The sequence below is a fragment of the Okeania sp. SIO3I5 genome, from assembly GCF_010672085.1.
Classification (GTDB): domain Bacteria; phylum Cyanobacteriota; class Cyanobacteriia; order Cyanobacteriales; family Microcoleaceae; genus Trichodesmium.
The window spans coordinates 1-24,956 of record NZ_JAAHHT010000140.1; the positions used below are offsets into that span (position 1 = coordinate 1).

A 24,956-nucleotide genomic window follows, 5' to 3' on the forward strand; every position below is an offset into this window, starting at 1 on the left:
AAATTCAAAATTCAAAATTCAAAAATTAGAAGTTCAGGATTTACGCAGGCGAATCCAGAAACCGGGTTTTTTCCTCAATGTTTATTGTTAAAAGCAACGATTTATCCTAAAAACCCGGTTTCTTTGCATAGTAAATCTGATTTCTTGTTTAGGTGCATAAGAAATTCAAAATTCAAAATTCAAAATTCAAAAATTAGAAGTTCAGGATTTACGCAGGCGAATCCAGAAACCGGGTTTTTTCCTCAATGTTTATTGTTAAAAGCAACGATTTATCCTAAAAACCCGGTTTCTTTGCGTAGTAAATCTGATTTCTTGTTTAGGTGCATAAGTTCCTGATAAATTAATAACTGTAGTAAATAACTGCATTAAAGGTGCGTTCAGGCAAACAAAAACAACAACAAAATTCTAACTCTAGGGATTGGTTATGGCCACTATGGCCAATTTTACCCTTATACCCTTATGGGCAACGGCGGACATTAAGAAAAGAAATAGTTAAAGATACAATCTGGACTTTTGACCAAATTCAGGGTATCTTCTATGTCACTGTGCCAATTAGGATGACAGTAGTCAGAATGCTCGGAGGGGGTTTGTTTGTCTATGCCCCAATAGCACCAACCAGGGAATGCGTCCGCCTTGTCAATGAATTAGTAGAAAAATATGGGGAAGTTCGCTACATTATTTTACCAACTATTTCTGGCTTAGAACATAAAGTATATGTGGGACCTTTTGCCAGAAAATTTCCCACGGCGGAAGTTTTTGTTACGCCCAATCAATGGAGTTTTCCTCTCAATTTACCCTTGAGTTGGTTGGGTTTGCCAAGAAACCGTACCTATCTACTTCCTGCTAATAGTGGAGATGCACCTTTTGCAGCAGAATTTGACTACGCGACTCTCGGACCCCTTGATATTGGTTTCAGACCTTTTGCAGAAGTAGCATTTTGGCATAGTCCATCTCAAACTTTACTGGCGGTTGATACTGTTTTATCTGTACCTGCTGAACCGCCGGAAATTTTGAATTTAGATCCCTATCCGTTATTATTTCATGCCAAAGATGACGTGTTTGATGTGGTGGAAGATACTCCCACAAATAGATGTATTGGGTGGCAAAAAATATGTTTATTTGGATTGTATTTTCAGGTGGATGCTTTAGATGTCGTTCCTACTGGGGAAATTTTTAAGAATGTTGGGAAAGCAAGCGATCGCTCGAAGCGTGCATATTTTGGTCTCTTACCGTGGCGATGGAAGTCTGAGTGGCAGCTTTCTTTTACAGAGTTACGACAGGATGGGCGGTTATTAGTAGCACCTATATTGCAAACTCTGATTTTAAATCGCAATCCACAGCAGGTGATGGAGTGGGTTGAGAAGGTGGCAAGTTGGAATTTTCGGCAGATAATTTCTTGTCATTTTGATGCACCTATTCAGGCAAGTGGGTATGAGTTTAAGGAGGCGTTTAGTTTTTTAGAAAAGGATAGTGGGGGATATTTACCAGAGACAGATTTACGGTTTTTGAGACAATTAGATGAAGGATTGAAGAAAAGAGGGATTTTGCGTTGATAGTTACGGGAATTTAGTTATCTCTGCCTTGTTTTTTTGAAGCGATCGCGGTTTTGTTGCACGAAAGTAGCCATAGAACATCCGTTCCGCTTTTTCGCTGCGCGACATGAAACTTATAGCGAGCGCGATATGTTTGCGGAGCATTCCCTATACGAGAAGGCGGAGCAAGTGCGTCCGCTATATCACTCTCCTTACTATAAATTGATGTTTGATTTTAACTATTGTCCAATAGTTAAGGCTGATAAATCAATCCTCAAAGCTTGTACAGGTTAAAGTTTCAGCGTTTTTATTTAAAAAATTGATATCATGTCCGGTAGCATCGGTATTGTATGCAAAGGCAGGGATCTGGGAACACTTAACTGGGAACACTTAATATCATGTCTGCTGGTATCGTTGGTGTAAACTCAAGGGTGATAGGTAACAAGGCAACGGCAATGAAGCTCCGATCCATTGCCTCCTGTGAGCTTAGTCGTTATTGTTTAATTGCTACTTTCTAAATTTGTTCTATTCAAGAATAATTAGGACTTGCTGAATAAGTGCATTGGTGTCATATCAAATCCGGTAGTATCGGTATAAAAAAGCATAGAAACCGGGTTTGTATTAAATGCCCTACAATACTAACATCGACCTCCGACAAACCGGGTTTCTTATGACACTTCCGTTAGTCAACCTCCAATTTGAGTTCTTGACAAGTTAGAGATTGGTATTGTTGATGCTTGAATTCTTTAAAACCAGGAATTTGATCACAAATGCGTGTCCAATTAGGATTTTTGGATTTATCGAAGCGATCGATAGTAGTTGGGGCAGAATGTTCTTCTTCTTGGTGATAGCAGTAAATGGAGGGTAAGTACACGGGTTGACAGTCGGTTCGAGTGATGAGGCGGTAAGCAAAATCAATATCTTCATATCCCCAATGCCCATCATATTCTTCATCAAATCCACCGGCTTCAATCGCCCTCTCTATTTGAAAAATGGTATTACAACCATGAAAGAATGCCCAAGGATGAGGAGTTGTCGCTAACTGTTTGAGATAAGGAAGTCTGCGATCTTCAACGCGATTATAGTTAGAAGAACTAGCGATCGGAACCGCCTCTGTTAGTTTGTCCCATGTCAGTGGTTCAATGTCAGCACGATTGATAAAAATACGTTCTGCTGTTAACAAGATATTTCTATCTTGAGCATTTATATTGATATATGTACTTAGGTTTGTTAGATAGTGGGGAGGTAAAATAATGTCGGAGTCTAGAGTAATCATCCAAGGATATTGGCTGAGTTTCAAGCCAAGATTCCTAGCTCTACTCAGGGCATAGGTTGTTTTCAACTTAGGCTGTTTGAGCAAGTAGAGATTCAGCTTGTCATTGTAGGTTTCATAAAGCTCATCAAGATTATCCAGACTTGAATTATTATCTACTAAGATCACCTCGAATGGCACAGATTTGTCCTGCCAAAATAAGGATTGCAGTGTATTATTAAGAGCTGCCTTACCGTTGTAGCAAGGGATAACAAAGCTAAACATAGATACAGATTATTGAGTAAATTGCACGAATACATAATCGGGTTTAATATCTTGAGATGACAACTTTTTATTTACTAAAGCTGCCTTAATCTCATAGTCAAGGGCACCTTTGATATCGGTATGAAGCGTATCGCCTACCATAACGATACCTGCCTTGTCTACAAAGTTAACATAAGAATGAGCTAGGACAAATATATCGAGAAAAGGCTTGCCGATGTAGATCGCCACTCCACCCAGTTTTTCATACATTTGAGCAACCGATCCTGCACAGAATTGCTTTTCTCCTTGCAGTGAAAGAGTCTGTAAATCGGGATTCACACACAGCATCGTCACTTTTTTTTCTAGAAAGACTTGAAAATCTTCAGGAGACTCAAAAGCAGAATCCGTTGCCGTTAACAATATAAATTCTGCCTCGTCAGGTTTGCTAACTCGCGAGTAGGGTAAACCCTGCAATAACTGCTCATGTTGAGCCTCTCCCATGTAATAATAACGGGAACCCACAATAATTTTGTGAGCTGCTGTATCAGCCGAAAGCAGATATCGAGTTGTGTCTCCAGAAGTAACAATGGCTTGATAAAGCGATCGGCTAATACCCAGAGATGAGAGTTGATCGGACATGATTGCCCCTATTGTTGGTGTGTTGCTAATCAAGATAACTGCTTTTCCCTGATTCTTTAAAAATGTTAAGCAGTCTACAGCATAAGGAAAACATTGCTCGCCATCAATTAGCACACCCCATAAATCAATAAAAAAAACATCGTATTCAGCAGCAAGTTGATGCCATGAATCACTAGGACTTTTGATACTCATAATGTCTCACTATTGGAGTAGAACTGATAGAAAGATTAGAAAAGAAATCTAGGGCAACTACAGCCTGTTCGACGAGCATTCCCCAGCCATTAATTGATGATTTTGCACCAGCAGCGAGTACCCATTTCTGAAAGAGAGTCTGTTCAGCAATTTTGTAGGCGCACTCCAGACAGTGAGTATTTTGTCCAATGATACCCGAATTTAAGGGTAAGTTTTGTCCCTGAATACTTGCTGATGTGGCATTAATAATAAAATCGAAAGGTTCTTGAGGAATACTTTCATAAGTGCAAGTGCTGATAATATCAAAAGGAAAATCTCGTTGAATCCCTTGAAGACGTTCTTGAGAGCGATTACAAATTAAGATACTCTTGGGAGATTGCTTTATCAACTCCATCAACATCCCCCGCAACACACCACCTGCACCTAATACCAATAATTTCCGATCTGTAAATGATAGTCTGTGATTACTTTTGACATCTCTGATAAAACCTTCTCCATCAGAATTATCGCCGTAAAATACTCCCTGTTCATTGCGAATAATATTAACCGAACCCGCTTTACGGGCACGTTCTGTTAAAACATCGCATAATTCAAAGGCTTGAACTTTATAAGGCACAGTGATGCAAATGTGGGTGCCTGATTGAGATTTTAAGTCTAACATCTTTGCTTTTAATTCTCTCGGTTCCACTTCAAATTGTTGAAAATCAAGGTCAATTCCCTGTGAATGGCAGCAGAGTTTGTATACCTGTGCCAAACGACTATGAGAGAGAACACGTCCGAAATAGGCAAGTTTCAATTTTTGGATGGAACGAACATGACTAGGATACTTTTGCTTGTGCATAAATCAAAAAGTTTAGATGTAGACAGTCTACTGGACTGGGGGTTATACCATGTCCGAATAATATCTTCTAACGACTTTGGTGATACGTAGCTATGATTTTTCTGGCATTCTAGAAAGCGGGTTTGTATTAGATGGGGATACATAGTGATATCTGTCTCTAACAAACCCAGTTTCTCATAAAACGCTCTTTACATTTCATAGCTCACTTCACCAACGCCCTTCTAACAATCTCTACCATCATACAGTAACCTCAAAAAAACGAATATACGAAAATTCTAACTTTTTTTCTGATGAATATAATTTATAGAACCTATTAGGTATCTTTACAAAGGTATGTGCTTTTGGTAAAGGAGTCATATCAAATCTGGTTAAACAGTTATAGATTGCTTAACTGAGGAGGTAGGGACGTTCGCATTTTTGTTATGCAACGTCCGTAGGTCCTCAGGAGGAGAAAGAATCATAAAGATGAGCGTAGTGCCGTGTCAAGACTAAAATTGTGGGTTAGGAGCGAGTAACTTTGGAGACATCTCCCCCCTGCCCCTCCCCCTCTCCTGATGAGTGAGAGGGGATAAATCCCCCCAACGCTAGCAGGGAATGGGGTTGGGGGGTTAGGTTCTTTAACTCACATTTTCAAGCTTGACACGACAGTAGTTATGAATATTGGAGATTTTTTTATGTCCAATTAAACTGATTTAATCTCAGGAGTCAGAAGTCTGGAGATTCAGAATATAGAATGGGGAAAAAGGTATAAAAATGCTCTATGAGACATCTCCAAAAATTAAAAATAAAATCAATTCTGATCCATAAATTATAAATTACTTCTCCCTATTGCCCATTGCCGATTGCCTATTCCCTCTTTTCCGGAGATGTCTAATAATTTCATGCTGATTCAGACATTTGTTTGTTTACACTTTGACTCAACTGAGCTAAGTAAATTCCTGTTAATACAACTAAAAAAGCTACCCCATTCATAATAGTTAATTGTTCTGCAAAAATAATCCAGGCTAAAAAACTTGTAAAAATCGGTTCAAGTAATATAAAAAGAGAAACAAATCCTGATGAGAATTGCTTCAAAGTATAAGCCATAATTCCTTGACCAATAACTTGACATAAAACACCCAGGGCAATAGCTACTAACCATCCGTTGAATGAAGAAGGAAACAGTTGATTTTCAGTTAGCAAAGTTACCGGAAGAACAACTAATAGTTCTATACTGGAAACCCAAAGAAGCACTGTAGTGGTGGAAAATTTTTCTCGTAGCTTTTCAATAACCATATAATTACCGGCATAAAACCAAGCAGAAAATAGAGCAGCTAGATCCCCCATCAGATGCTCTGGATAAATCTGGAAGTCTTCTATGCTAATTGAAATTGTTCCTCCCAATGCCAGAAATAAACCTATTAAAAAGTAATTATCAAAAATTTTTCCTAAAAATAACCATCCACTTAAAACTACAAACAATGGCATTAAATTATGAAGTAAATTAGAATTTGTAACACTAGTTTCTGTTAAAGACCAAGCCCATAATAATACACAAGGTACACTTAGAATACCAGACATTACATTCAAAAATATATCTTTCTTGGTGTATATTTCAGGTTGAATTGAAACATCTGAAATGATTTTGGAACGTGCTTTTGTAAATCCTTTCCAAGCGACTAAAGCAACAATTGCAATCCAAAGACGATTAAATATGGTGGCAAAAGGGCCGAGTTCGTTTTCACTAAGTCGAATCAAAATTGAAGCCGAAGATAAAATAAAAACGGCAATTGACAAGAGTATTAATCCCATCCAATTCGATTTGAACATTGTTTGTTTCTGTGACATGAAGTTCGTGTTTACTTCATTATCTTTTAAATTATCGAGTTGATTTATATCTATTTTTTCTTGATTATTTTCCTGATTTGAAAGCATTTTTGCCTTAAATTACTGTAATTTTTTCGAGGACAGGTTTTGATCAAACTGTTGTGAAGGCCAGATAGGCCATCTATGAATTTTAACAGCAATATAGCGTTTCTCAGCAATCGTGAGGTACACCTATCTTTATTTGTTCCTATTTCCTATTCCCTGTTTCCTATTCCCTATTCCCTGTTCCCTGTTCCCTGTTCCCTGTTCCCTGTTCCCTAAAACCAAGGAATTTTGTACCTCACGCTTCTTGGGAATTGCTATATCAGAATTTGGGATAATTGAGATCAAATCCGCTGGCAATGGAAGCGTTATCAGAAACCGGGTTTGTAGGAGGTTAATGTTAGTAAGTGTAGGGATATGATACTTTCCCCGGTTTCTCTGCTTTTTTATACCAATACGTTATCAGAAACCAGGTTTGTAGGAGGTTGATGTTATCAAGTGTAGGGATATGATACTTTCCCCGGTTTCTCTGCTTTTTTTATATCGATACGTTATCAGAAACCAGGTTTGTAGAAGGTTGATGTTATCAAGTGTAGGGATATGATACTTTCCCCGGTTTCTCTGCTTTTTTATACCAATACGTTATCAGAAACCAGGTTTGTAGGAGGTTAATGTTAGCAAGTGTAGGGATATGATACTTTCCCCGGTTTCTCTGCTTTTTTATACCAATACTACCGGAGCGGATGATTACTTATCAGGACTTATATCATGTCCGGTAGCATGGGTATTGTATTTGTTGTCCGTAAATACGATTTCTGTTTCTACTTTAGAAGTAAAAAGCGGAGCGGTCTACTAGATAGGGAGGTTTCATGGAACCTCCCTACTGTAGTTTACTTCAATGAAGAGTGCTATAATTTTTTTCTGAGGTATTACCAACCTCGAATCTCTGGACAGTTCAATTTTCAGTGAAGCTAGATTTAATTGTCTTTTTTAATTGCTTTTTTGACAATTGCATCGAAGTATGACTCTAAATCTGCTGCCGATCGCGCAGTCACTAAGTCCCGATCTACTACAACATGACTGGGATCTGGAACATAAACTGCACCTGCATTATGAATATCGGCTAACACTACAGTATGACAAATTACTCGTCGTTCTTTCAAAACTTCTGGACAAGGGGTTAATATCCATAACCCATGACACAAAGCTCCCTTAACAATCTGTTTATTTTCCATTGCTTTTTTGAAGAACTGGACTGCGGGAGGAGTTTGCAGTTCTTCAATGCTGCCGAGAGAACCCATAGGTGGAATTTCCCGCAGTCGGACGCTACAATAATTGGCCGATATCAAGACAATATCATAGCTATTCGGATCGTAGTCTTTAGGATCTTTATCCACTTCCATAGAATAGACCTGCTTTCCAGGAGCATCCACATCACTAACAATAGTGCGGGATGCTGCTCCCCACAGGTTGGTCATAAAATCTACAGTTGCGCCGAGGACAGAAAAGCCAATGCTATAATAGTCAAGTTCGTGGGGAATATACTCGGTTTCAGTTAGTACCGCGACTTTTTTTCCTTGTAGTGCTTTAAACGACATTACTTTTCTCCTTCTAGAGCTTGATAATTGAGGTTAAGGAATTGATAAAGTTCATACAAAAAAGATATAGTTGCTCAATTAGCAACTATATCTTCAAGCTCAATATTTACCGAACATCAACTAATGTAACCATTTGTTGAGTTGAACCCCGAACCGGGCGAATCTTTCTCCCATTGCGCTTCAGAGGTTCGATCATAGATTTAACCTTAGCCGCAAACAGGTAGGGACGAATTTGAGTGTTATCAGGAATTTCCTGGAAAGCAAAATACAAATTGACAGGCAAATTGTGAATTGCTTGACCAGTAATATAACCAACCAGATCGTGCTCAAAGCTGTGGAAAGCATTTTTCCAGGAGTGTTGCTTTGGCATACTCAAGTTGGGAAGATTATCCTTAGCATTTACCCAGTGCCAAGTACCACCATGTTCGTGGTCTATCATATACTTAAACCAATAAGCATAGGTAGTGGGCAAGTATTTAGCATAAGAAGGATCGCGCAAACTGAAGGTAGCAGCAGTTTGATCCAACTCAGCTAAAATCCACCATTCTTTATCAGTTTCTAATTGACCATATTCATTGATTCGACGACCCCAAGTTCCATCTTCTAGGAAGGCTTCTTCAAAAATTAGAGGTGCTTTTTCTTGAGCAAAGGCAGTCAGTTCATAATGTCCAGTTAATTTACCGATTTCATAGATCAACCATAAAGTTTTAATGGAGTGACCAAAATCTGTATGATCTGTTCCTAACTTTTGTTTGCTTGGATCGGTAATTGCTCCAAAGAAAATATTTTTGTCTGGTGTATAAAACTGCTCGCTCATAATTGTAGCTAGATGCACCAAGTCATCTTCCCATTGGGAGCGGAGGGGTTTATCATTGAACATTTCAGGCAATGTGGGAGTGAGCAACAACATATAACCATAAACTTGGTCAAGTTGAGCTACTAATTCCCGTTGATCCTTACTAACCTTTTGTTCATTACCATTTTCGTCAACGTAATCTACATAATCCTCATGTGCCCACGCAAGTAAATTCCATTCTGCATCGTAATAGGTCTCAAAGATATAGTCTTTGAGGGCAACGATATCTGTTAATACATCGGGGTCACGGGTAAGATAGTAGTAAAATCCTAGACCAGCAACAGCATAAGCCATATCTTGACTGATCCGGCGAGCTTGACTTGGTAGGCCAACTTCATCTTCAAAGTAGGTGTAAGCACCACCTTCTGGGTCTATACCATATGCGCGCACATAGTCTACTCCTTCTTTAGCCCATTCTAGGTATTTACTCTTTCCTGTCAGATGGTAAGCAACGCCATAGGCAAAGATTTGTCTTGATTTTGCCCTGATGTACTCTCGATCAAGCTTGACGATACCAGAATCAGCATTTTCAAGTTCTGGACAGGGATTGATCCAACTGTACAACGATCCGTCATTACATCGATAAGTCGGGTAGTTGCCAACAGGATCGCCAAGTGCTTCCTCCATTTCCCAAAATGGGAGCAAGTCTTCTTCTAAATGTTGCAACCAACGTTCGCCTGTGGGAACATCGGCAATAATTGCATCAATATTATTAACAGGATACTGAGCAGTTGAGGACACTAATGCTAAAGCTGGTTGAACGCTTGATACAAACAGAAGTGTAAAACTCAGGAATAAACTGGCTGCAATCTTAAATAGACGATGACGAGTGAGTTTGAACATAAGAACTATTGTCTATTTTGAAGGTGAACAATTGAACTTTATTTAAGGCCATTGCAATCAAATAATATTCATTAGTTGCTTGCACTGATTGCCTTTACTCAAACTACTATCACGTCTTTTGTTATTGTCAAAAATTTATTTTTTCTTAAACATTAGAGATTGTAGTTGACAAATAATCACTAATAGCTTATATCAAATCCGGTTAAACAACCTCACTATCAACCTAGTAGTCAGTAGTCAGTAGTCAGTAGTCAGTAGTTAGTAGTCAGTAGAAGATACGCTCATTACTTGTTTCTACCCTACTTCAATAATTTGACACTCAACTGCCTACACACTTCAGGCTAAACCGCTGTAGATGCGATTATTGTATGTGCAATTAAACGGACTTGATATTATACATGAAACAATTATCCTGAAAAAGATGCAGGAACTTAAGAGGAGGGCGATCGCCTGACAACGCTTTTTAGATTAATGGACTACACTGTCACAAGCAAAACACGGTAGGGACGTTCCATGGAACGTCCCTACTGTGGTCTACCCAAATGAAAATCGCTGTAAAATCTACTAAATTGCTCTATTGAGAAATCACCGTATCTTCCCGAAACGCTAGGTTCTGAATCCGTTCGTCTGAGGCAGGATCGCCGTCAACTTGCTGAAAGGCGCTTTCTGCAGTTGGGAAAACTTGATGAAAGTATTCCGCCAGTGAGTCCTGCTCAGTGCCGAAAGGAGAGAAGTCAGCAACGCCATCAAAAGGTTCTGCAATCGCCTCATCCCTCTTCCCGTTTTGGTTGAGATCCTCTTCTGGTTCAAAATATCCATCGCTGTCGCGATCCGGTTCGCCCAAGAGATCGACACGATTAAACAAAACCGGATCGGCATTCAAAAAGCTAGGGTAAGGATAGCTGTCGCCACCGTCAGCGAGATAGTTAACGGTAATCGCCCGGAAGGTGCGACTAGGATCGCCAACCAGTTCGCCATCTTGAGCAACCACATCAGATTCACCATCGCCCAAAACGACTAAAGAGATAACACGATCGCCAGCAGGACGTTCCGAATCGAAGCTAAATTTCAGACCTCCTACTTGGGGAAACTGACCTGGTGTTGCACCGGGGCTGCTCTCCGCAACCCCATGTTCAAGTGTCTCTAAGAGTTGTTCTGCCGTGAGGGTGAACAGGGTGAGTCCGTTGTTGAAGCGGAGAGAATTGTTAATGTCGAGTTCGGAAACCTCTCCTTCTGCTTTGCCTGCTGCCGGGTTTGCTTCGGGGGGCAACAGTTCAAAGTCATTGGGATCGGTACTGCCGCTCGCGGCCTTAATAATGCCGATATTGGAACGGATACTGCCCCCAGTTTTCAAAGCAATTCGCGTTGTGGGGTCTACCGTTTTAGCGTATGCCAGGTCAGCATCGGAAGTCAGATTGCCCAGGTTGGTTTCTTCGGTGCGGACGAAGTCGCGATCGCCCCGCAGAAAAACTTTTGTATTACCAAAAACGTTCCCATCCTGACTGGTGATAATCTCATTTAGGGCATCGGTAATGGCAACAATCTCCGGATCTGGAGTCCCCCCAATAGCTGTGACCCCTTTTTCATCAGCGGCGTAAGCTCCGCTGATATTGGGATCGATGCTGTCAGGAACGAGGATGCCGTCGCTATTGAAATCTACCACCAGACGACCAACATAAGTATAGTTGGCTTTGGTGTTGACAACTGCAATTGGGTTGCCGTCCGCATCAGTTTTGAGAATGGGATAGGGACCAGCGCTGGTATCTCCTGCACGGAGACGATCTGTTTCATCGGACAGCAACGTATGGGAACCACCGGCAACGATGATATCCACATTTCGCAGACGAGGAGCGAGTTCGTTGCGCTCGATATTCAACTGTTGCATGTGGGTTAAAAGAATTACTTTGTTGATGCCCGTTGCCGTCAGCTCGTCTACAGCAGTCTGAATGTTAGCAGCCAGGGCGTCGTAGTCAGTGTCATTTTCAGGGAATACAGTGACTTTGCCCGTGGTAGCGATCACTGGCAACAACGGTGTGGTTGCGCCGACAATGCCAATCTTTTCGTTGCCAATGGTAGCGAACGCCGTTCCTGCTAATTGTCCGGCTGCAAGCGTGCTAATCTCTTGCCCGTTTTCTGTCACCTTGTCTGCCAAGTCTGGATCTGTACCGAAATTTAAGTTTGCGCTCAGATAAGGAAACAACGCCCCACGGTATTCGCCAGAAGGTTGAATGATGTTGCTCACTTCCTTAGTGCCTAAATCGAAATCGTGATTGCCAAAAGTGGAGGCTTGAAGGCCTAGTTGGTTGAGGATTTCGATATCGGCGTGACCGATGCCCGCTTTGCCCACAGGGGTGTCGCTCAGGCTTGGGTCGCCACCTGCAAACAGGAACGGGCCAGGGATGTAGTTATCCCCAGAGGAAAGGAAAAGGGTATTCGGGTAGTCGTCTTTGAGAGCATTGAGGACGGCGGAAAAGCGAGGCGCGTCCTCCATGGCTTCCAGGCCAGCTTCAAAGTCGGAAGCGTGGAGTAGTTGTAGACTGAAGGTTGTGGCATCCGAGTCGGTAGCGGTGCTGGTAGCAGTAGGTTCAGATTTGCTAAACCATCCAAACCCTTTGAATAGATCCGATAGACTCCATGCTGTCGCCGGGGGTACAGCGACACTCAAGAAGAAAACAGTAGCGATCGCAACAGCCACTACCTTTTTCCACAGATGCTTCCACATACGATTCAAAATCATCGAGAAAAACCTCTAAATAACAATATTAACTCTGGACGAGATGTCCAGAGGTTTAGTTTGTGGCGATGGCCTCTGGTTAGGAAGCGATCGCCCTATTGCAGAACCTAAACTCATTCAATGGGTCAGGAAACTACCAAACCATTATGAGATGCCAGGAGCATTTTAGTTCATATACTTGGTTGAATAATGCTGATCAACCTCCTGAATGATTGTATCCCAAAAATATTCTTGAGTCACATTTTCAACTGGTTTGCTAGGCCCGGATGGGAATTCGAGGGTCTTAGCTGGAGAATACCAGATGGGAGAAGTATACACCCGCTCCTGTAAGGTTAGGGGAATATCATCACAAGCCGTTGGATCTTCTGCCTTCGCTTCCGCACACCACTCGTCGCCGAAAAACGCTTTGTCGTAGTCCGTCCAACGAGGAGTCGGAATTTCCAAGACTCGCGCATAGTAAAATGCAGGTTGTGTCGGCTCGAAATCTGGGTCATGCCAGACCGTTGCTAGCTCGACTGCTCCGATGGTATTTTCCCAGGTTGCTGTGTCAGTATTAACTGTATTACCCACAGGAGAGAGACTATCTGGTGTATCATCAGGACGATCTGACCAGGCGACATTATAGACTTTCTCATGGGTATCACCCTCAGCATCCAGCCAACCTTTGATAATTTGAATGCGATCGAGATTCCCCCGCAGCGGATCTTTCAATGCAGCTACCAAAAAGGTCGGTGGGTTGACTTTTTGATAATAATAGTTCAGAGTATCAGCAAGAGTGTCAGTCTTCTGAGCAATTTTTTCAGCCTTCTGAGCAATTTTTTCAGCCTTCTGAGCAATCTTTTCAGCCTTGTCAGTCTTCTGAGCAATTTTTTCAGCCTTCTGAGCAATCTTTTCAGTCTTCTGAGCAATCTTGTTAGTCTTCTGAGTAATCTTTTCCAGTAAGTTCAGATCGAGTTCTTGAGGCGACGGCAGATCGCTACCCATAGGAACACCTTTGGCATAACCCACATCACCAGGGTTACGATCTAAATCTGCGTCGGTAAAATCCCAACCGCCAAATAAGCGAACAATCATGCGGGGTCCGCTAGTGGCATAAACTTCCCGTCGTGCCATGGCATCAAACAGAGATTCCCGAGTATTCGCTTCAGCCCAAACACCTACGTAACCCGCTGCCCCAAGCTGCCATCCGAACCGCTTGAGTGTTTCTCCAGTATCATCATCCACAAAAGAACTTTCCTTCTTGATGTTCGTCACCCGGTTAGGACTAGGGGTATTATAGGGAAGCTCACCCATATTGCTATTTTCTTCCACAGCTGATATGGCAGCGTGGTAATCTGTGGAACCGATGAGACCAAATTTGAAGGGATTTGCTCCCAGCTTGTCTTCAAACTTGAGTCCATTCTTGAGGGCTGCACGAGCATACTCATACTCATACATATCATCTGTTTTAGGATCACTCATGTGCAAGTTGGCCGCATCCCAGCCTGCGGTCTCAAAACTGGCAAACTCATCATCAGGAGACAACTTCGGATGAGTTTCGCTCGTTCCTTTTGTTTGGGTAACTTCATAGAGTGGCTCCCAGCGTTGTCGTTGCTCGGCATAGCTGTGGCTCAGGGGCAAACCACGAGCATCCACGTTCGCAAACATCTGTCCGTTACTCATGTTGCCATTGTGGGGAATCGCCAAGACATCACCACAAGTTTTGTCTTTATAGGTTGCCATCCACTTCCAGAGCAGTTCTGGATCTGGACCATCTTCTGTAGTCTTGGGAAGCAACTGCTTTGCTTTGTCGCCGTTGTCGCGGTAGATAACGTTACGGTGGAGATTATCTCCTGCATCCAGGGCTGTCCACTCATACCCGATCAGTGCTGTAAATTTATAGGGATCGTTGAACGCTTCTGCAAAATCAACTTCTTCCTCCCAGGCAGTACGGAACTGTTCTTGAGTTTGGAGCATGCATTCTGGAGCCTCGCCTTGACCAAAGACGTAGGTGATTTCGTTTTTGACCTGCGCTCGCTCTTCGTCGTTGCCGTTTTCAATCCTGTAATACCACTCATCTACCTGAGCCTGATCCTCACCACAGTTGTCTGGGGGATCTTGGGTCGTCAACTGTTGGAACGATCCCAACTGGTCAGTGTGGTCACTGACCACCAGAAAGTCCAGGGGACGAGATAACTGGGCAAGTTCTCCCCCATCTGTCTCGACTTGCTCGCCCCGCGCAAAGCGATAGGAATCTTCAGGAGTTAGGGTAGTTCCAGCAGCACCCGCATCGAAGGAATAGACTGTATGCAGGTGCGTATCACCCCAAAATACCTGTTGGGGAAAGCCTGGCGCTGCTTGGGCTTGTCCTGCGTAGGGGGAGTAGTTTTTTGAGGTTGTTTTCTTGAAGGCTGGAGGCTGTATAAGTCCGTTGAGAACTGGAGTGTCGTATTCTCCAGCAGGCAATCCAACTTCTTCAGGGATTGCAGCTAAAGCACTGTTGGAGGGAAAGAGAATGTTCCCTATTAGTAGGCAAATACACAATCCTGTCATCAACAGTTTGCGAATTTGCAAAAACGTTCGATTCATTTTGATAACTCCTCTAGGAATTGTCTTTTCTTGGTTTTTTTTACTTCGGACGAAATGTCTGCAGATTCAGTTTTATTGGCGCTGGTCTCTGTTTAGACAGCGATCGCTCACTTCCTGGACTTACACTCACTCAATACATTGTTGACATTGCCAATCTTAGTAATTGTGAGATGCCAGGATCGGCGAAACGTTTTGGGAGCGTTGCTCTAATCCCCTACTTCCCCTCCTGCTCCCCTCCGAGGAGGGGTTGGGGGTGGGTTGAGTTTGGTTAGGGGTGGGTTAACTTCTGTACGGGCGAATGGCCATTCGCCCCTACTAACTTCTGACTTCTGACTTCGTTAACGGCGTCGTCTACCACCAAAACCACTGCTCCGACGTGAAGGTGATAACCCACCACTACCAAAACCACGACGTTGTTGGCGAGGTTTTGCTGTACCTGAGCGACGCAGATCGCTGGCACCAACACCACTACCTGTAGAACGATTCGTATTTTGTTGCTGTTTACGATTTGTGGTGCTGCGAGTAGAATTAGTTACACCTGTAGAACGTAAGGTTTGACGATTTTTGACTGCTACTGGTGGAGCTTGATAACGATCTTGATATCGGTTAACAGCTTGGGTATAGCTGGTGCCATATCCACCGTAACCATTCATTACTCCACCTGATCGATAAACTGGTGGTACGTAATATTGAGGGGTGAACAACATACTACTAATTGCTCCACCAACGACTTGACCTGCTACTGCTCCTGCAAAAGGTGCCCAGAAGTTAGACTCCCGACGCACAATGACTGTTTCCCTTGCACCTGTTTGGGCATTAGTTTGGGTTTCGGTTACGTTGTGTACATATTCAATTTTAAAGTCTGGTTTAATGTGCAAACTAGCTCGATCGCCATTGATCTCAGCATAATTACTTTTGCCTTCCTGAATTTCCTCATCAGTTAAACTTGCCATTTGCAAATCTGTAGTGCTATAAATTGGCGGTTTACCTGAAGGAGTATTCAGTAACATTAAGGAATATTCGCCATTAGCATCATTATAAGTTGCTTGTTGTACGGGATATTCTCCTGCAGTTACTTGGTTACGGTTTCGATTAGATGAGATATTGGGATTTGAGTTTTGATATGAGGTGGTGTTGGAACTACCACAGGCGACTGTTGTCCAACACAATGTTAAACACATAAACAAAACGGTCAATTTACGCAACATATTATTATGACTCCTAAAATAACTTTGAGTTAGTTCTACTTATGATTATACCTTGATTTGGCTTTTGAGGAGTGAAGCATAAGTCAAAAGTCATAATTCATATAGAATCTGGGTAACATGAAATTTTAAATTAGTATTCAATACAACATCTGTATTAAGATGAAGTAATTTTGCGATTACTGTATAACCGAATTTTATATCAGAAGTCAGAAGAACTCAATAAACTTGTAGATGAATTTTTAGAGCTTTTAGAAAATCAAAATTAATATCCATAGCAGGGAATAGTTGGAAAAACATTTCGCTTTGTAGATTCATCATAAGTTTATGTCCTAACTAATCCTTTCTTAGCTGTATCTAATTGAAAAATTCATCCTATTCAAATCCTTTTTTTCTCCTGAGTTATGACTCCTCAGCAATATGGTAACTAATTACCCGGATTTTATATTACATATATCAAATCTGCTTGCTTTGGAGCAAAATTAGGATTATACCGTCAGTCATTGTCAAAATAGGAAATTGTAGGGGTTTGGTAACCAAACCCCTAGGTTGCTTCAGCAATTAACAATTAATAATTATCTCTTCCTTTTAGGGAGAGAATTGAGGATCAAAGAAAAAAAATTCTTTTTTTCCCCTTAAAAGAGCAGAATTTAAACCTGAATTCTTTAATTAATAATTATTAATTATTAACTAGACAGTGCGAAGTTCTTGGAATAACTATTACTAGCTAGGGCTTTCAGCAATCTCAAGCTTGGAAGCTCTCTATTGAGAACTGTAGGTGCTGTAAGCATTTTCCAGTAATACTTTCAGCCTTTAAAGCAAATCATTTTTCAGGAGAACTTTTTACTCTCCAGTTATTAATTATTAATTATTAATTATTAATTATTAATTATAAAGCTATATTTGAGGTTTTATTCTTCACTCATAATCTTAGGAACTTTAAAAAAGTCCCCATCTTGTTCTGGAGCGCAGGAAAGAATTTCTTCCCGGTTAGGAAAAAGTTCCAAACTATCCTCACGAGTGATATTACTAACATCAATTGCCCTAGTAGTAGGAGCCACTTTTTCCGTATTTAACTCACTCAACTGTTGGAAATATTCGAGAATATTACTTAATTGAGTAGTAAATATTTCTTCCTCTTCTGGTTTGAGTTCTAATCTAGCTAAATGTGCAACTTTGCGCACTTGTTCATTATCTATAATCATCACTAATTTTTCCTATTTTCCTAACTATAAAATGAACTACAGGCGTTGGATAATCTAGAGCTAAATTATCAATATTCACGCCCTTTCACTACTTATTTCTGTTCCTATTGATTAGAATTACTTCCTAGCTTCACAAGGGTAGGTTTTGACTTTTTAGTTGACGCTTACTTAGAGAAGAAAGAAGACAAGGAAGAAAAAAGCAACTATCATTTTTGGATTAAATGCCGAGGCAATAGATCACCAAATTTTTATAAGTTTTAATTTGGAGACATTTGTGCTTCCTTCTCTACTTTCCCCCTTTCTAGACTACTCCCTACTCCCTAATTTAGAAAAATACTTCTTTATTTGAACGTCCAGTAATTTTCAACCAATTTTGAGCTTCAATATAATTATTAGGAGCTAAACTAATTGCCTGTTTCCAATATTCTGCAGCTTGATCAAACCAGCCATCTGCTTCTTCTAAATCACCTGTTTCTTTTGCCTTTTCTCCTCTATAGTGAAAAATCACAGCAATATTATTTAAAGCTTGAGGCATTCTAGGATTATTTTCTAAAGCTTCGTGATAATATTCCAATGCTCGATCATGTTCCCCATTACTAGCAGAAATTAAGCCTATATTATAAAGAATATAACTCCGGTCATTAGGGTCTTCTTCTAATTTTAAAGCCTCATTATAATTGTCTAAAGCTTCTGCATATTCTCCATCAGCTTGTGCCGACATTCCATCACGATAATAAGCAAAAGCCTCTTTAGCTTGATTATTTGTTGGTAGTAGCTTTAAAATCAAATCTGCCATAACCGTAAATGACTTGTCAATGAAATTATCATTACGTTGGGTTCTGGGCATATTACAACTCTATATTTTTAGGTACATAAACTAGAGTAGAACAATTTTGAAAAGTATGTGCAACTTCTTGGAAATATCGGCCAAAAATTTATCTAATCTAATAGACCTCTCAAATAATAAAAAATAAAGCAAATTATAGCACATAAATCATCAATTCTTTCCCCCTACTCCCTCAATACTTATATTCACAATCTGTTAAATATTTTGCCCATACATAACCCTCTATTGGACGAATAATTCTTGTCCAGTTTTCACCTTCACTACCATCAGTAACACCAATAGCAACTACTGCACCATTTTCCAGAGTGCCAATTACTTCCCCATTTGGTCTTTCTCGAACATTCAGAGGTGAATCAGTTAGGTCTGATACTGTACAATAACCAACAGGAGTTTGAGCCAATTGATATTTTGGAGTTGGCACAATCTTTGTTTTAGCGGTAACAGCTAGGACAACTGTATTAAAGCCTAATAAATATAGAGAAGCACAAGCAGTATTAATTAGATATTTTTTCCATTTATTCATATTTTTTTCCTCGTTCAGATTGATTATCAAATATAATTATACACTAAGCATTCAGCCTTCACGAGTAATGAATAATGAGTAATGAGTAATGAGTTATGAGTAATGAGTAATGAGTAATGAGTAATGAGTTATGAGTTATGAGTTATGAGTTATGAGTTATGAGTTATGAGTAATACCTCTTCCTAAAGTAAGAGGATTCAAAAATTGAATTATATTTTCTTATATTTTCCTCATTCATGAGGAGGCTTTAGACCAAACTTCGGGCTTTACTTATTACTTATTACTTATTACTTATTACTTCAGCCCGAAGGGCTTTGGTAAGCCATCAGCTATTACTTTTGGTGCGAGATAAAAGCTTTAGTTAATAATATTAAAACTGATACACTAATCCTAAGTAGGTTATAATATTTTCTCGTACGGGTTTGGTCTCCAAACCCCCTACAGTTTTTTTCACAAATCATTTATGATCGTTATATTTTACAAAATAAATTTTAGCTTTGCATTTCTGCAAATTAATTATATTAGGACTTATGCAGAAACCAGTTTTTTTGTTTAGTTCTGTAAGTCATATATATAATAAACAATTTAATGCTCAAGTTAAAAGTCATAACTTAGAAGTTAAATTATTACTATGACTATATTTGAGAGAAGAAAATCATAAATTTTCTCGCCCTCCCTATTACACGAGATACTGATAACTGAGAACTGAAATTATATATGAATAACAATATAACAGAACAACAAACTCCAGAGCAAAATCAAACTACAAATATTTTAGTTTTAGGAGCAACAGGAGGAGTAGGTCAAATCGTAGTTGCCAAATTAATTGCCCAAAATTATCAAATTATTGCCATAGTTAGAGACATCGAAAAAGCTCAAAAATTATTTGGTGATTCAGCAAATATCAAAATTTTTCCAGGAGATGTTCGCGAACAAAAATCGTTAGAAGAATCTCTAGCAAATCAACAAATAGATGCCACTATTTCTTGTCTTGGAACTACAGCTTTTCCCTCAACTAGATGGTGGGGAGGTAACAATCCCAAAAATACGGATTATTTAGGCAATAAAAATTTAATTAATTTAATGCCTACTAATTTAAAAAGATTTATTTTAGTTTCTTCCGTAGGTGTTGAACGTTCCGACCAATTTCCTTATAAAATTCTCAATTTATTTGGAGTTTTAGATTATAAATTAAAAGCAGAAAAGATCTTGAAAAGTTCTGGTTTACCTTACACAATTATTAGACCAGGGAGATTAACAGACGGTCCTTATACTTCTTACGATTTGAATACATTAATCAAAGCAACAAGTGGAAATCGTCAAAAAATTATTATTGGTCAAGGAGATAAATTATTAGGTGAAACCAGTAGAATAATTGTTGCTGAAGCTTGTGTAGAAGCTCTCCAATTAGACTGCACAATTAACCAAACTTTTGAGATAATTAATCAGACTGGAAAAAATGAAATTCCTGATAATGATAAATCGTTATTTTGGCAAACATTATTTACAAAAGCACAATCAAATAATTCTTAAAAGTAGTAGGTGCAGATTTTTTGTACCATAACCATATCTATACTCTATTTTCATCTTTTGTACAACAAAGCCCTTTTCTAATATAAATAGGACTTACGCAAAGAAACCCGGTTTCTACGATAAATTGTTGTTTTTGACAATAAACATCTACGAGAAACCGGGTTTCTGGGTTCGCCTGTGTAAGTCCTGATAAAGTACGATTAATTTTAACTTTTAACTTTTGACTTTTGAATGCATGAATTCACTCCTATTATTGGACAAAACCAAGCCATAGAATTATTAACCCAAGCAGTTGCTCATCAACGGATTGCTCCTGCTTATCTATTTGCGGGATCTCCTGGAGTCGGACGCGCTCTAACTGCCGAATGTTTTATCCAACTCTTATTCTCTGATACCGACTCCCCCGTCTCAGACAGTTCATCCTTACAAAGTCGCATCCACAAAAGAAACCATCCAGATTTATTGTGGGTAGAACCAACATATTTACACCAAGGAAAACTACTCTCACCACAGGAAGCAACAGAAGCAGGAGTCAAACGCAAGTCACCTCCTCAAATACGTTTGGAACAAGTACGGGAGGTTAGTCAATTTCTGAGTCGCCCTCCCCTGGAAGCAGCAAGATCAGTTGTGGTATTGCAGCAAGCTGAAACAATGAGAGAAAGTGCAGCAAATGGTTTATTAAAGACTTTGGAAGAACCAGGTAAACGAGCAACTTTGATTTTAATTGCCCCTGGAGTTGATTCATTGTTGCCAACTTTAGTGTCGCGCTGTCAACGTATTCCTTTTTATCGGTTGACTCAGGAGAATATGCAGTTAGTATTGGAAAAAGCAGGTTATGGGGAAATTTTGGCTAACCCAGAAGTAATAGCGATGTCTCAAGGAAGTCCGGGAGAAGCGATCGCTTGTTGGGAAAAACTACAACAAATTCCGGCAGATATTTTGCAAGTCGCGACTCAGGGTATTGGGGATATTCGTCAAGCATTGACGGTGGCGCGGGATATTAGTAAAAGTTTGGATACGGAGGCACAGTTATGGTTGATAGATTATTTACAGCATTGTTATTGGAGGCAACAGCAGGTTTATGGAGCAGAATGTCTGAAACATTTGGAAGTGGCAAGAAAATATTTGCTTTCTTATGTACAACCTAGATTAGTTTGGGAATGTACTCTAATGGCAATAGTCAGAAGTTAGAAGTAGGGGAAAGTCAATCTAGTAGTCTCCTTCTCTGCATCCATCCGTGCATCCGTGGCAAAATCCGTGTCTTGCCCTGACTTCTGACTTCAAATATGTAGCGATCACCATTACTTGCACGGTTCAGATAAGAGCAAAATTCATAACAAATATTTATTATTCTGTTCTTATAACAAGTGGATTTTCTATAAACTGAATAAATTGTTTACCTAATTCTGTTGTTTTACTTTTTTGACGGTTATGTTTTACATCTGATATAATTAAGTCAATATCTTCAGTAACCTTGACAGTTTTTACGTCAACCTCTTTTCTTCCTATAGGTAGGGAGATGCCGAATACTGGTTGTTTAAATTGAGGCATAAATGGGCTTACTTCCTTTTTAAAATTTCTATATACTTCTTTCAACTCAATCAAGTCTTTATCATTTAACTGTTTTAATATTTGATTATAAAAAATACGATTTTCCTCTAAATCTGGCAAATTAGCTAAAAATTCTTTTTCATTATAATTATCTATGTAATGTAATATTCTAAGTAATCTAATATGAGATACAGTAAATTCCTCAATCCATTTAATAAAAATTGCCTGAATATCATCTTTAAAAGAATTAGGAATAGCTGAATTTAAAACCGCATTTCTCAGTGCTTCTAATTTTTCTTGCTGATGTTCACGCACAGCAATATCCCTAGCTTTTATCAAAGTTGTCTGAAATGTTGGATTATCAAAACTTACAGCATCAATTTGTTGTTCCAAAATGAATAAATATTTTACTAATTCATCTAAAAAATCAACTAATCTTTGACGAGAAGGTTCTTTAACATAAGTTTCATAAAAATGTACGAAAAGTGAACCTGCTGGGGCAGCACCCAATATTCCTTTCCAAGCACTATAATTGTTATCTTTACTATCTCCTTGCTTGACTAAGTCTAATTTTTCTTGTAATCCAGAATTATTATTTGTATTGCTCATTGAAGATTTCCTCGTTTAATCAACCATAGTTAAATATTGTAACGAGGCTTATCTGAACTCGACTGGTAGTGAAAACCCTACCTTTGAGAATGTAGCTAAAAAGCTAGCAATTAAAAACCTGAAACTACTTTTTAGGAATACAAAGAAAGCGATCGCTCAATACACTTAAACTCAAATTAAGCATATTTGGTTAGGCTAAGTTTTGCTAACCCAACCATTAATTTACCGGATAATTAATCTTCTAGTTTTAATATTTTCGGATATTTACTATTTGAAGAATCACGGACAAAATCTGCAATTTTTTCAGGTCCTGACTGTTGCAAATCCTTTAATAACTCACTACTTTCTATCAACAACTTTTCCACATTAATTCCAAAATAATTAGGCTGATAATAATTCAATTTGCTAATACCTTCTCCCAATAACATCAGACTACCACGCCAATTTTCATTTCCAGCATGATAAAGTCCTACCGCTATTTGTAAAATCCCTTGATAAAAAGTTCGTTCAGGTTCTCCAGCTTCCAACCATAAAGCCTCAAGAGTATCATGGCATTTATAAAATTCTTGTTCATTAAATTCTCCTATTCCTTGCCAAAATTGTTGGGGAATTTTTTCTTGTTCAGAAGTCATTATTACTCAATCCAAAATTAACACTAAAAACTGAATTTAATTCTATAGCAGGGAACAGGGAATAGGGAAAAGGGAACAGTTGGAAAAAACATTTCCTAGTCTGAGATTCATCATCAGTAATTGTCAAGAACCAATTCTTTCTTAGCTATATATTAATTCTCAACTTTTCTCTGTTTAATATCGTATTAGTTGTGTCAGTCTACTAATGCAGGATAGCAGAAATAACTGACCAATTACAAAATCCTAAAAGCCTTACCAAGCAATACTTTTGAATTTTAAATTTTGAATTTTGAATTCCGCGTAGCGGCACTAGACTGAAGTTGAAACTCTAAAGGTTGATTAGAAGTAATTTCCAAACCAGAACAATGTTGAACCTTTGGTTTTTCTGCTGCGGAAGCAACAGACTCATCTAACCACAACAACCATCTACTTCCAGCAGGAAGAGCAGTCAAACTAACCGAATTTTCAGTCAACCAAAGTAAACTCCTTTCTGGTCGGTTTCCTGCCACAATCTCTTCCCCAAACTTAACCCCAGCTAAAGTTTGCAGCACAGCTACATTACCATGAACCAACCCAGTAGCAGCCGTCCAAAGTTGAACATTTAGTAGAGAACGACTAGCATAAAAATATAAAGAAGCAGCAGCAGTCACCGCAGCTTCAAAGCGATCGGGTTGCCAGTCAGCAGCACTATCAAGACAAATTAGAATTTCTTCTCCTCCCCTCGATACCTCTAATTCCCGAACCCGCAACTCCCCATAACGCGCACTACTCCGCCAATGGATTAAACGACTAGGGTCTCCAAACCGATATGGTCGTAGTGTCCGAGTTAGTCCTTCCGATGCCATTTGATAACGACTATGTTCGTGAAGTTGACGACTATTTTCTTGACCAAGTTCATCTATGATCGGGCAACTACTCAGGGGTAAAACTGTGGGATAGACAATAGCGGTAGCTTTAGCATTTCGACTACGGCGACACCAGAATAAACCAAGAGGTGCTGCGGTTCTAAGTTGAAGATCATGCCATCTATATATACCTCTTTTTTTGGTAGGAAGATGGTAAACCCAATGGTAAGTTTCTTTAGCGGGAATAACCTCTATTGCTTGTTGCACTGGTTTCCCTAAGACAAAAGGAATTTGATCTTGGAGTTGCAACAAAGCTAGTGGTTGGTTAATAGAATTTTCTATTGTTAGAGCAATGCTTAGATTATCGCCTACAGTTATAGGTTGAATTGGATGACGACGTACTTTTATTTGACGTAGCGATCGCCCTGGCAAAAGAGCGCCCATTCCTAATAATGCGAAACTCATGCCACTAATTACATATAACCATCCTGCCATAGTATTAGTAGCGGCACCAAAGAAGAATATTGATAATACTCCGAGTAACCCACCTGCATAAGCTGGTGTTACCCAGTTAGTTTCTAACCAGTCGGATATTTTGTAGTAAATTTTCATAATTTTTAGGGAGTAGTGCCGCTACGCGGAAGTCAAAATTCAAAATTCAAAATTCAAAATTTAAAAGTATTGGTTAGTAAGGGTTTTAGGATGTATGTAACTGCAAATTGTTATTTCTGCCATCCTACAGTAGTAGAGTAGAAAATAAGAAAAACAACTGTGCCTTATAACTGTGGGAATTGCTATATCAATTATCAATTATAAATTACTTTTCCCTATTCTCTCTA

General features: G+C 39.4%; 20 protein-coding genes. 5 read left to right on the forward strand and 15 right to left on the reverse strand.

The window, feature by feature from the left end; all coding sequences use genetic code 11:
• Both F6K40_RS25690 and F6K40_RS25695 read left to right on the forward strand, forming a co-directional pair.
• On the forward strand, positions 1-336 hold a 336-nt coding region (locus tag F6K40_RS25690), incomplete at its 5' end, for a hypothetical protein (protein ID WP_293139939.1).
• Positions 337-371: 35 nt separating this feature from the next.
• Entirely contained in the window at positions 372-1,553 is a 1,182-nt protein-coding gene (locus F6K40_RS25695) for a DUF4336 domain-containing protein (protein ID WP_293139940.1), read from the forward strand.
• Positions 1,554-2,214: 661 nt separating this feature from the next.
• Here the strand turns inward: F6K40_RS25695 and F6K40_RS25700 are convergent.
• The 7 genes from F6K40_RS25700 to F6K40_RS25730 all read right to left on the reverse strand — a co-directional run bounded on the left by F6K40_RS25700 (position 2,215) and on the right by F6K40_RS25730 (position 12,587).
• On the reverse strand, positions 2,215-3,069 hold the full coding sequence (locus F6K40_RS25700; protein ID WP_293139941.1) for a glycosyltransferase family 2 protein: 855 nt from the start codon (positions 3,067-3,069) through the stop codon (positions 2,215-2,217).
• A 9-nt stretch (positions 3,070-3,078) separates the two neighbouring features.
• Positions 3,079-3,879, reverse strand: coding sequence for a TIGR01459 family HAD-type hydrolase (locus F6K40_RS25705; RefSeq protein ID WP_293139942.1), 801 nt, complete (start codon positions 3,877-3,879; stop codon positions 3,079-3,081).
• Positions 3,860-4,720, reverse strand: a complete 861-nt coding sequence (locus F6K40_RS25710) for a shikimate dehydrogenase family protein (RefSeq protein WP_293139943.1) — start codon at positions 4,718-4,720, stop codon at positions 3,860-3,862. Before F6K40_RS25710 ends, F6K40_RS25705 begins: the two co-directional genes overlap by 20 nt.
• A gap of 879 nt (positions 4,721-5,599) precedes the next feature.
• Positions 5,600-6,634, reverse strand: a complete 1,035-nt coding sequence (locus F6K40_RS25715; protein WP_293139944.1) for a DMT family transporter — start codon at positions 6,632-6,634, stop codon at positions 5,600-5,602.
• A 911-nt stretch (positions 6,635-7,545) separates the two neighbouring features.
• Positions 7,546-8,166, reverse strand: coding sequence for a DJ-1/PfpI family protein (locus F6K40_RS25720; RefSeq protein WP_293139945.1), 621 nt, complete (start codon positions 8,164-8,166; stop codon positions 7,546-7,548).
• 106 nt (positions 8,167-8,272) lie between these two features.
• The gene (locus F6K40_RS25725) at positions 8,273-9,865 is read right to left on the reverse strand and encodes an AGE family epimerase/isomerase (RefSeq protein WP_293139946.1); all 1,593 of its coding nucleotides are present in this window, start codon (positions 9,863-9,865) and stop codon (positions 8,273-8,275) included.
• Positions 9,866-10,439: 574 nt separating this feature from the next.
• Positions 10,440-12,587, reverse strand: coding sequence for a bifunctional metallophosphatase/5'-nucleotidase (locus F6K40_RS25730; protein ID WP_293139957.1), 2,148 nt, complete (start codon positions 12,585-12,587; stop codon positions 10,440-10,442).
• Between the two features lie 55 nt (positions 12,588-12,642).
• Here F6K40_RS25730 and F6K40_RS25735 point away from each other — a divergent pair, with 55 nt between their 5' ends.
• Positions 12,643-12,768, forward strand: a complete 126-nt coding sequence (locus tag F6K40_RS25735) for a hypothetical protein (RefSeq protein WP_293139947.1) — start codon at positions 12,643-12,645, stop codon at positions 12,766-12,768.
• Here the strand turns inward: F6K40_RS25735 and F6K40_RS25740 are convergent.
• The 5 genes from F6K40_RS25740 to F6K40_RS25760 form a co-directional block, all read right to left on the reverse strand.
• A complete protein-coding gene (locus F6K40_RS25740; protein ID WP_293139948.1) occupies positions 12,765-15,167 on the reverse strand; it encodes a DUF3604 domain-containing protein in 2,403 nt (800 codons plus the stop codon). The two genes, F6K40_RS25735 and F6K40_RS25740, sit on opposite strands and share 4 nt — an antisense overlap.
• Positions 15,168-15,505: 338 nt before the next feature.
• The gene (locus F6K40_RS25745; RefSeq protein ID WP_293139949.1) at positions 15,506-16,375 is read right to left on the reverse strand and encodes a hypothetical protein; all 870 of its coding nucleotides are present in this window, start codon (positions 16,373-16,375) and stop codon (positions 15,506-15,508) included.
• Between the two features lie 908 nt (positions 16,376-17,283).
• Positions 17,284-17,574 (reverse strand): Asp-tRNA(Asn)/Glu-tRNA(Gln) amidotransferase subunit GatC, encoded by a 291-nt coding sequence (gene gatC, locus F6K40_RS25750; RefSeq protein ID WP_293139958.1) that lies wholly within the window; start codon positions 17,572-17,574, stop codon positions 17,284-17,286.
• Positions 17,575-17,902: 328 nt separating this feature from the next.
• Positions 17,903-18,424, reverse strand: a complete 522-nt coding sequence (locus tag F6K40_RS25755) for a photosystem I assembly protein Ycf3 (protein WP_293139950.1) — start codon at positions 18,422-18,424, stop codon at positions 17,903-17,905.
• A gap of 172 nt (positions 18,425-18,596) precedes the next feature.
• Positions 18,597-18,947 carry an SH3 domain-containing protein gene (locus F6K40_RS25760; protein WP_293139951.1) on the reverse strand — a complete coding sequence of 117 codons (351 nt, stop codon included), beginning with the start codon at positions 18,945-18,947 and terminating at the stop codon, positions 18,597-18,599.
• Between the two features lie 717 nt (positions 18,948-19,664).
• Here F6K40_RS25760 and F6K40_RS25765 point away from each other — a divergent pair.
• Entirely contained in the window at positions 19,665-20,480 is an 816-nt protein-coding gene (locus F6K40_RS25765; protein WP_293139952.1) for an SDR family oxidoreductase, read from the forward strand.
• Between the two features lie 231 nt (positions 20,481-20,711).
• The gene (holB, locus tag F6K40_RS25770; protein ID WP_293139953.1) at positions 20,712-21,671 is read left to right on the forward strand and encodes a DNA polymerase III subunit delta'; all 960 of its coding nucleotides are present in this window, start codon (positions 20,712-20,714) and stop codon (positions 21,669-21,671) included.
• 156 nt (positions 21,672-21,827) lie between these two features.
• On the opposite strand, the gene F6K40_RS25775 is transcribed toward holB, so the two are convergent.
• The 3 genes from F6K40_RS25775 to F6K40_RS25785 form a co-directional block, all read right to left on the reverse strand.
• A complete protein-coding gene (locus tag F6K40_RS25775; protein ID WP_293139954.1) occupies positions 21,828-22,640 on the reverse strand; it encodes a hypothetical protein in 813 nt (270 codons plus the stop codon).
• Positions 22,641-22,873: 233 nt separating this feature from the next.
• Complete coding sequence (locus F6K40_RS25780; protein ID WP_293139955.1) at positions 22,874-23,272, reverse strand: DUF309 domain-containing protein; 399 nt, start codon at positions 23,270-23,272, stop codon at positions 22,874-22,876.
• Between the two features lie 275 nt (positions 23,273-23,547).
• Positions 23,548-24,729 (reverse strand): DUF58 domain-containing protein, encoded by a 1,182-nt coding sequence (locus tag F6K40_RS25785; protein ID WP_293139956.1) that lies wholly within the window; start codon positions 24,727-24,729, stop codon positions 23,548-23,550.
• Between the last annotated feature and the right edge of the window lie 227 nt (positions 24,730-24,956).

Excerpts from the sequence above, each read along its gene's own strand:
- F6K40_RS25745 (WP_293139949.1), bottom strand. The coding sequence starts at position 16,375 with ATGTTGCGTAAATTGACCGTTTTGTTTATGTGTTTAACATTGTGTTGG.
- F6K40_RS25705 (WP_293139942.1), bottom strand. The coding sequence starts at position 3,879 with ATGAGTATCAAAAGTCCTAGTGATTCATGGCATCAACTTGCTGCTGAA.
- F6K40_RS25730 (WP_293139957.1), bottom strand. The coding sequence starts at position 12,587 with ATGTGGAAGCATCTGTGGAAAAAGGTAGTGGCTGTTGCGATCGCTACT.
- F6K40_RS25780 (WP_293139955.1), bottom strand. The coding sequence starts at position 23,272 with ATGACTTCTGAACAAGAAAAAATTCCCCAACAATTTTGGCAAGGAATA.
- F6K40_RS25715 (WP_293139944.1), bottom strand. The coding sequence starts at position 6,634 with ATGCTTTCAAATCAGGAAAATAATCAAGAAAAAATAGATATAAATCAA.
- F6K40_RS25740 (WP_293139948.1), bottom strand. The coding sequence starts at position 15,167 with ATGAATCGAACGTTTTTGCAAATTCGCAAACTGTTGATGACAGGATTG.
- F6K40_RS25710 (WP_293139943.1), bottom strand. The coding sequence starts at position 4,720 with ATGCACAAGCAAAAGTATCCTAGTCATGTTCGTTCCATCCAAAAATTG.
- F6K40_RS25755 (WP_293139950.1), bottom strand. The coding sequence starts at position 18,424 with ATGCCCAGAACCCAACGTAATGATAATTTCATTGACAAGTCATTTACG.
- F6K40_RS25735 (WP_293139947.1), top strand. The coding sequence starts at position 12,643 with ATGTCCAGAGGTTTAGTTTGTGGCGATGGCCTCTGGTTAGGAAGCGAT.
- F6K40_RS25725 (WP_293139946.1), bottom strand. The coding sequence starts at position 9,865 with ATGTTCAAACTCACTCGTCATCGTCTATTTAAGATTGCAGCCAGTTTA.
- holB (WP_293139953.1), top strand. The coding sequence starts at position 20,712 with ATGCATGAATTCACTCCTATTATTGGACAAAACCAAGCCATAGAATTA.
- F6K40_RS25760 (WP_293139951.1), bottom strand. The coding sequence starts at position 18,947 with ATGAATAAATGGAAAAAATATCTAATTAATACTGCTTGTGCTTCTCTA.
- F6K40_RS25700 (WP_293139941.1), bottom strand. The coding sequence starts at position 3,069 with ATGTTTAGCTTTGTTATCCCTTGCTACAACGGTAAGGCAGCTCTTAAT.
- F6K40_RS25785 (WP_293139956.1), bottom strand. The coding sequence starts at position 24,729 with ATGAAAATTTACTACAAAATATCCGACTGGTTAGAAACTAACTGGGTA.
- F6K40_RS25720 (WP_293139945.1), bottom strand. The coding sequence starts at position 8,166 with ATGTCGTTTAAAGCACTACAAGGAAAAAAAGTCGCGGTACTAACTGAA.
- F6K40_RS25775 (WP_293139954.1), bottom strand. The coding sequence starts at position 22,640 with ATGAGCAATACAAATAATAATTCTGGATTACAAGAAAAATTAGACTTA.
- F6K40_RS25765 (WP_293139952.1), top strand. The coding sequence starts at position 19,665 with ATGAATAACAATATAACAGAACAACAAACTCCAGAGCAAAATCAAACT.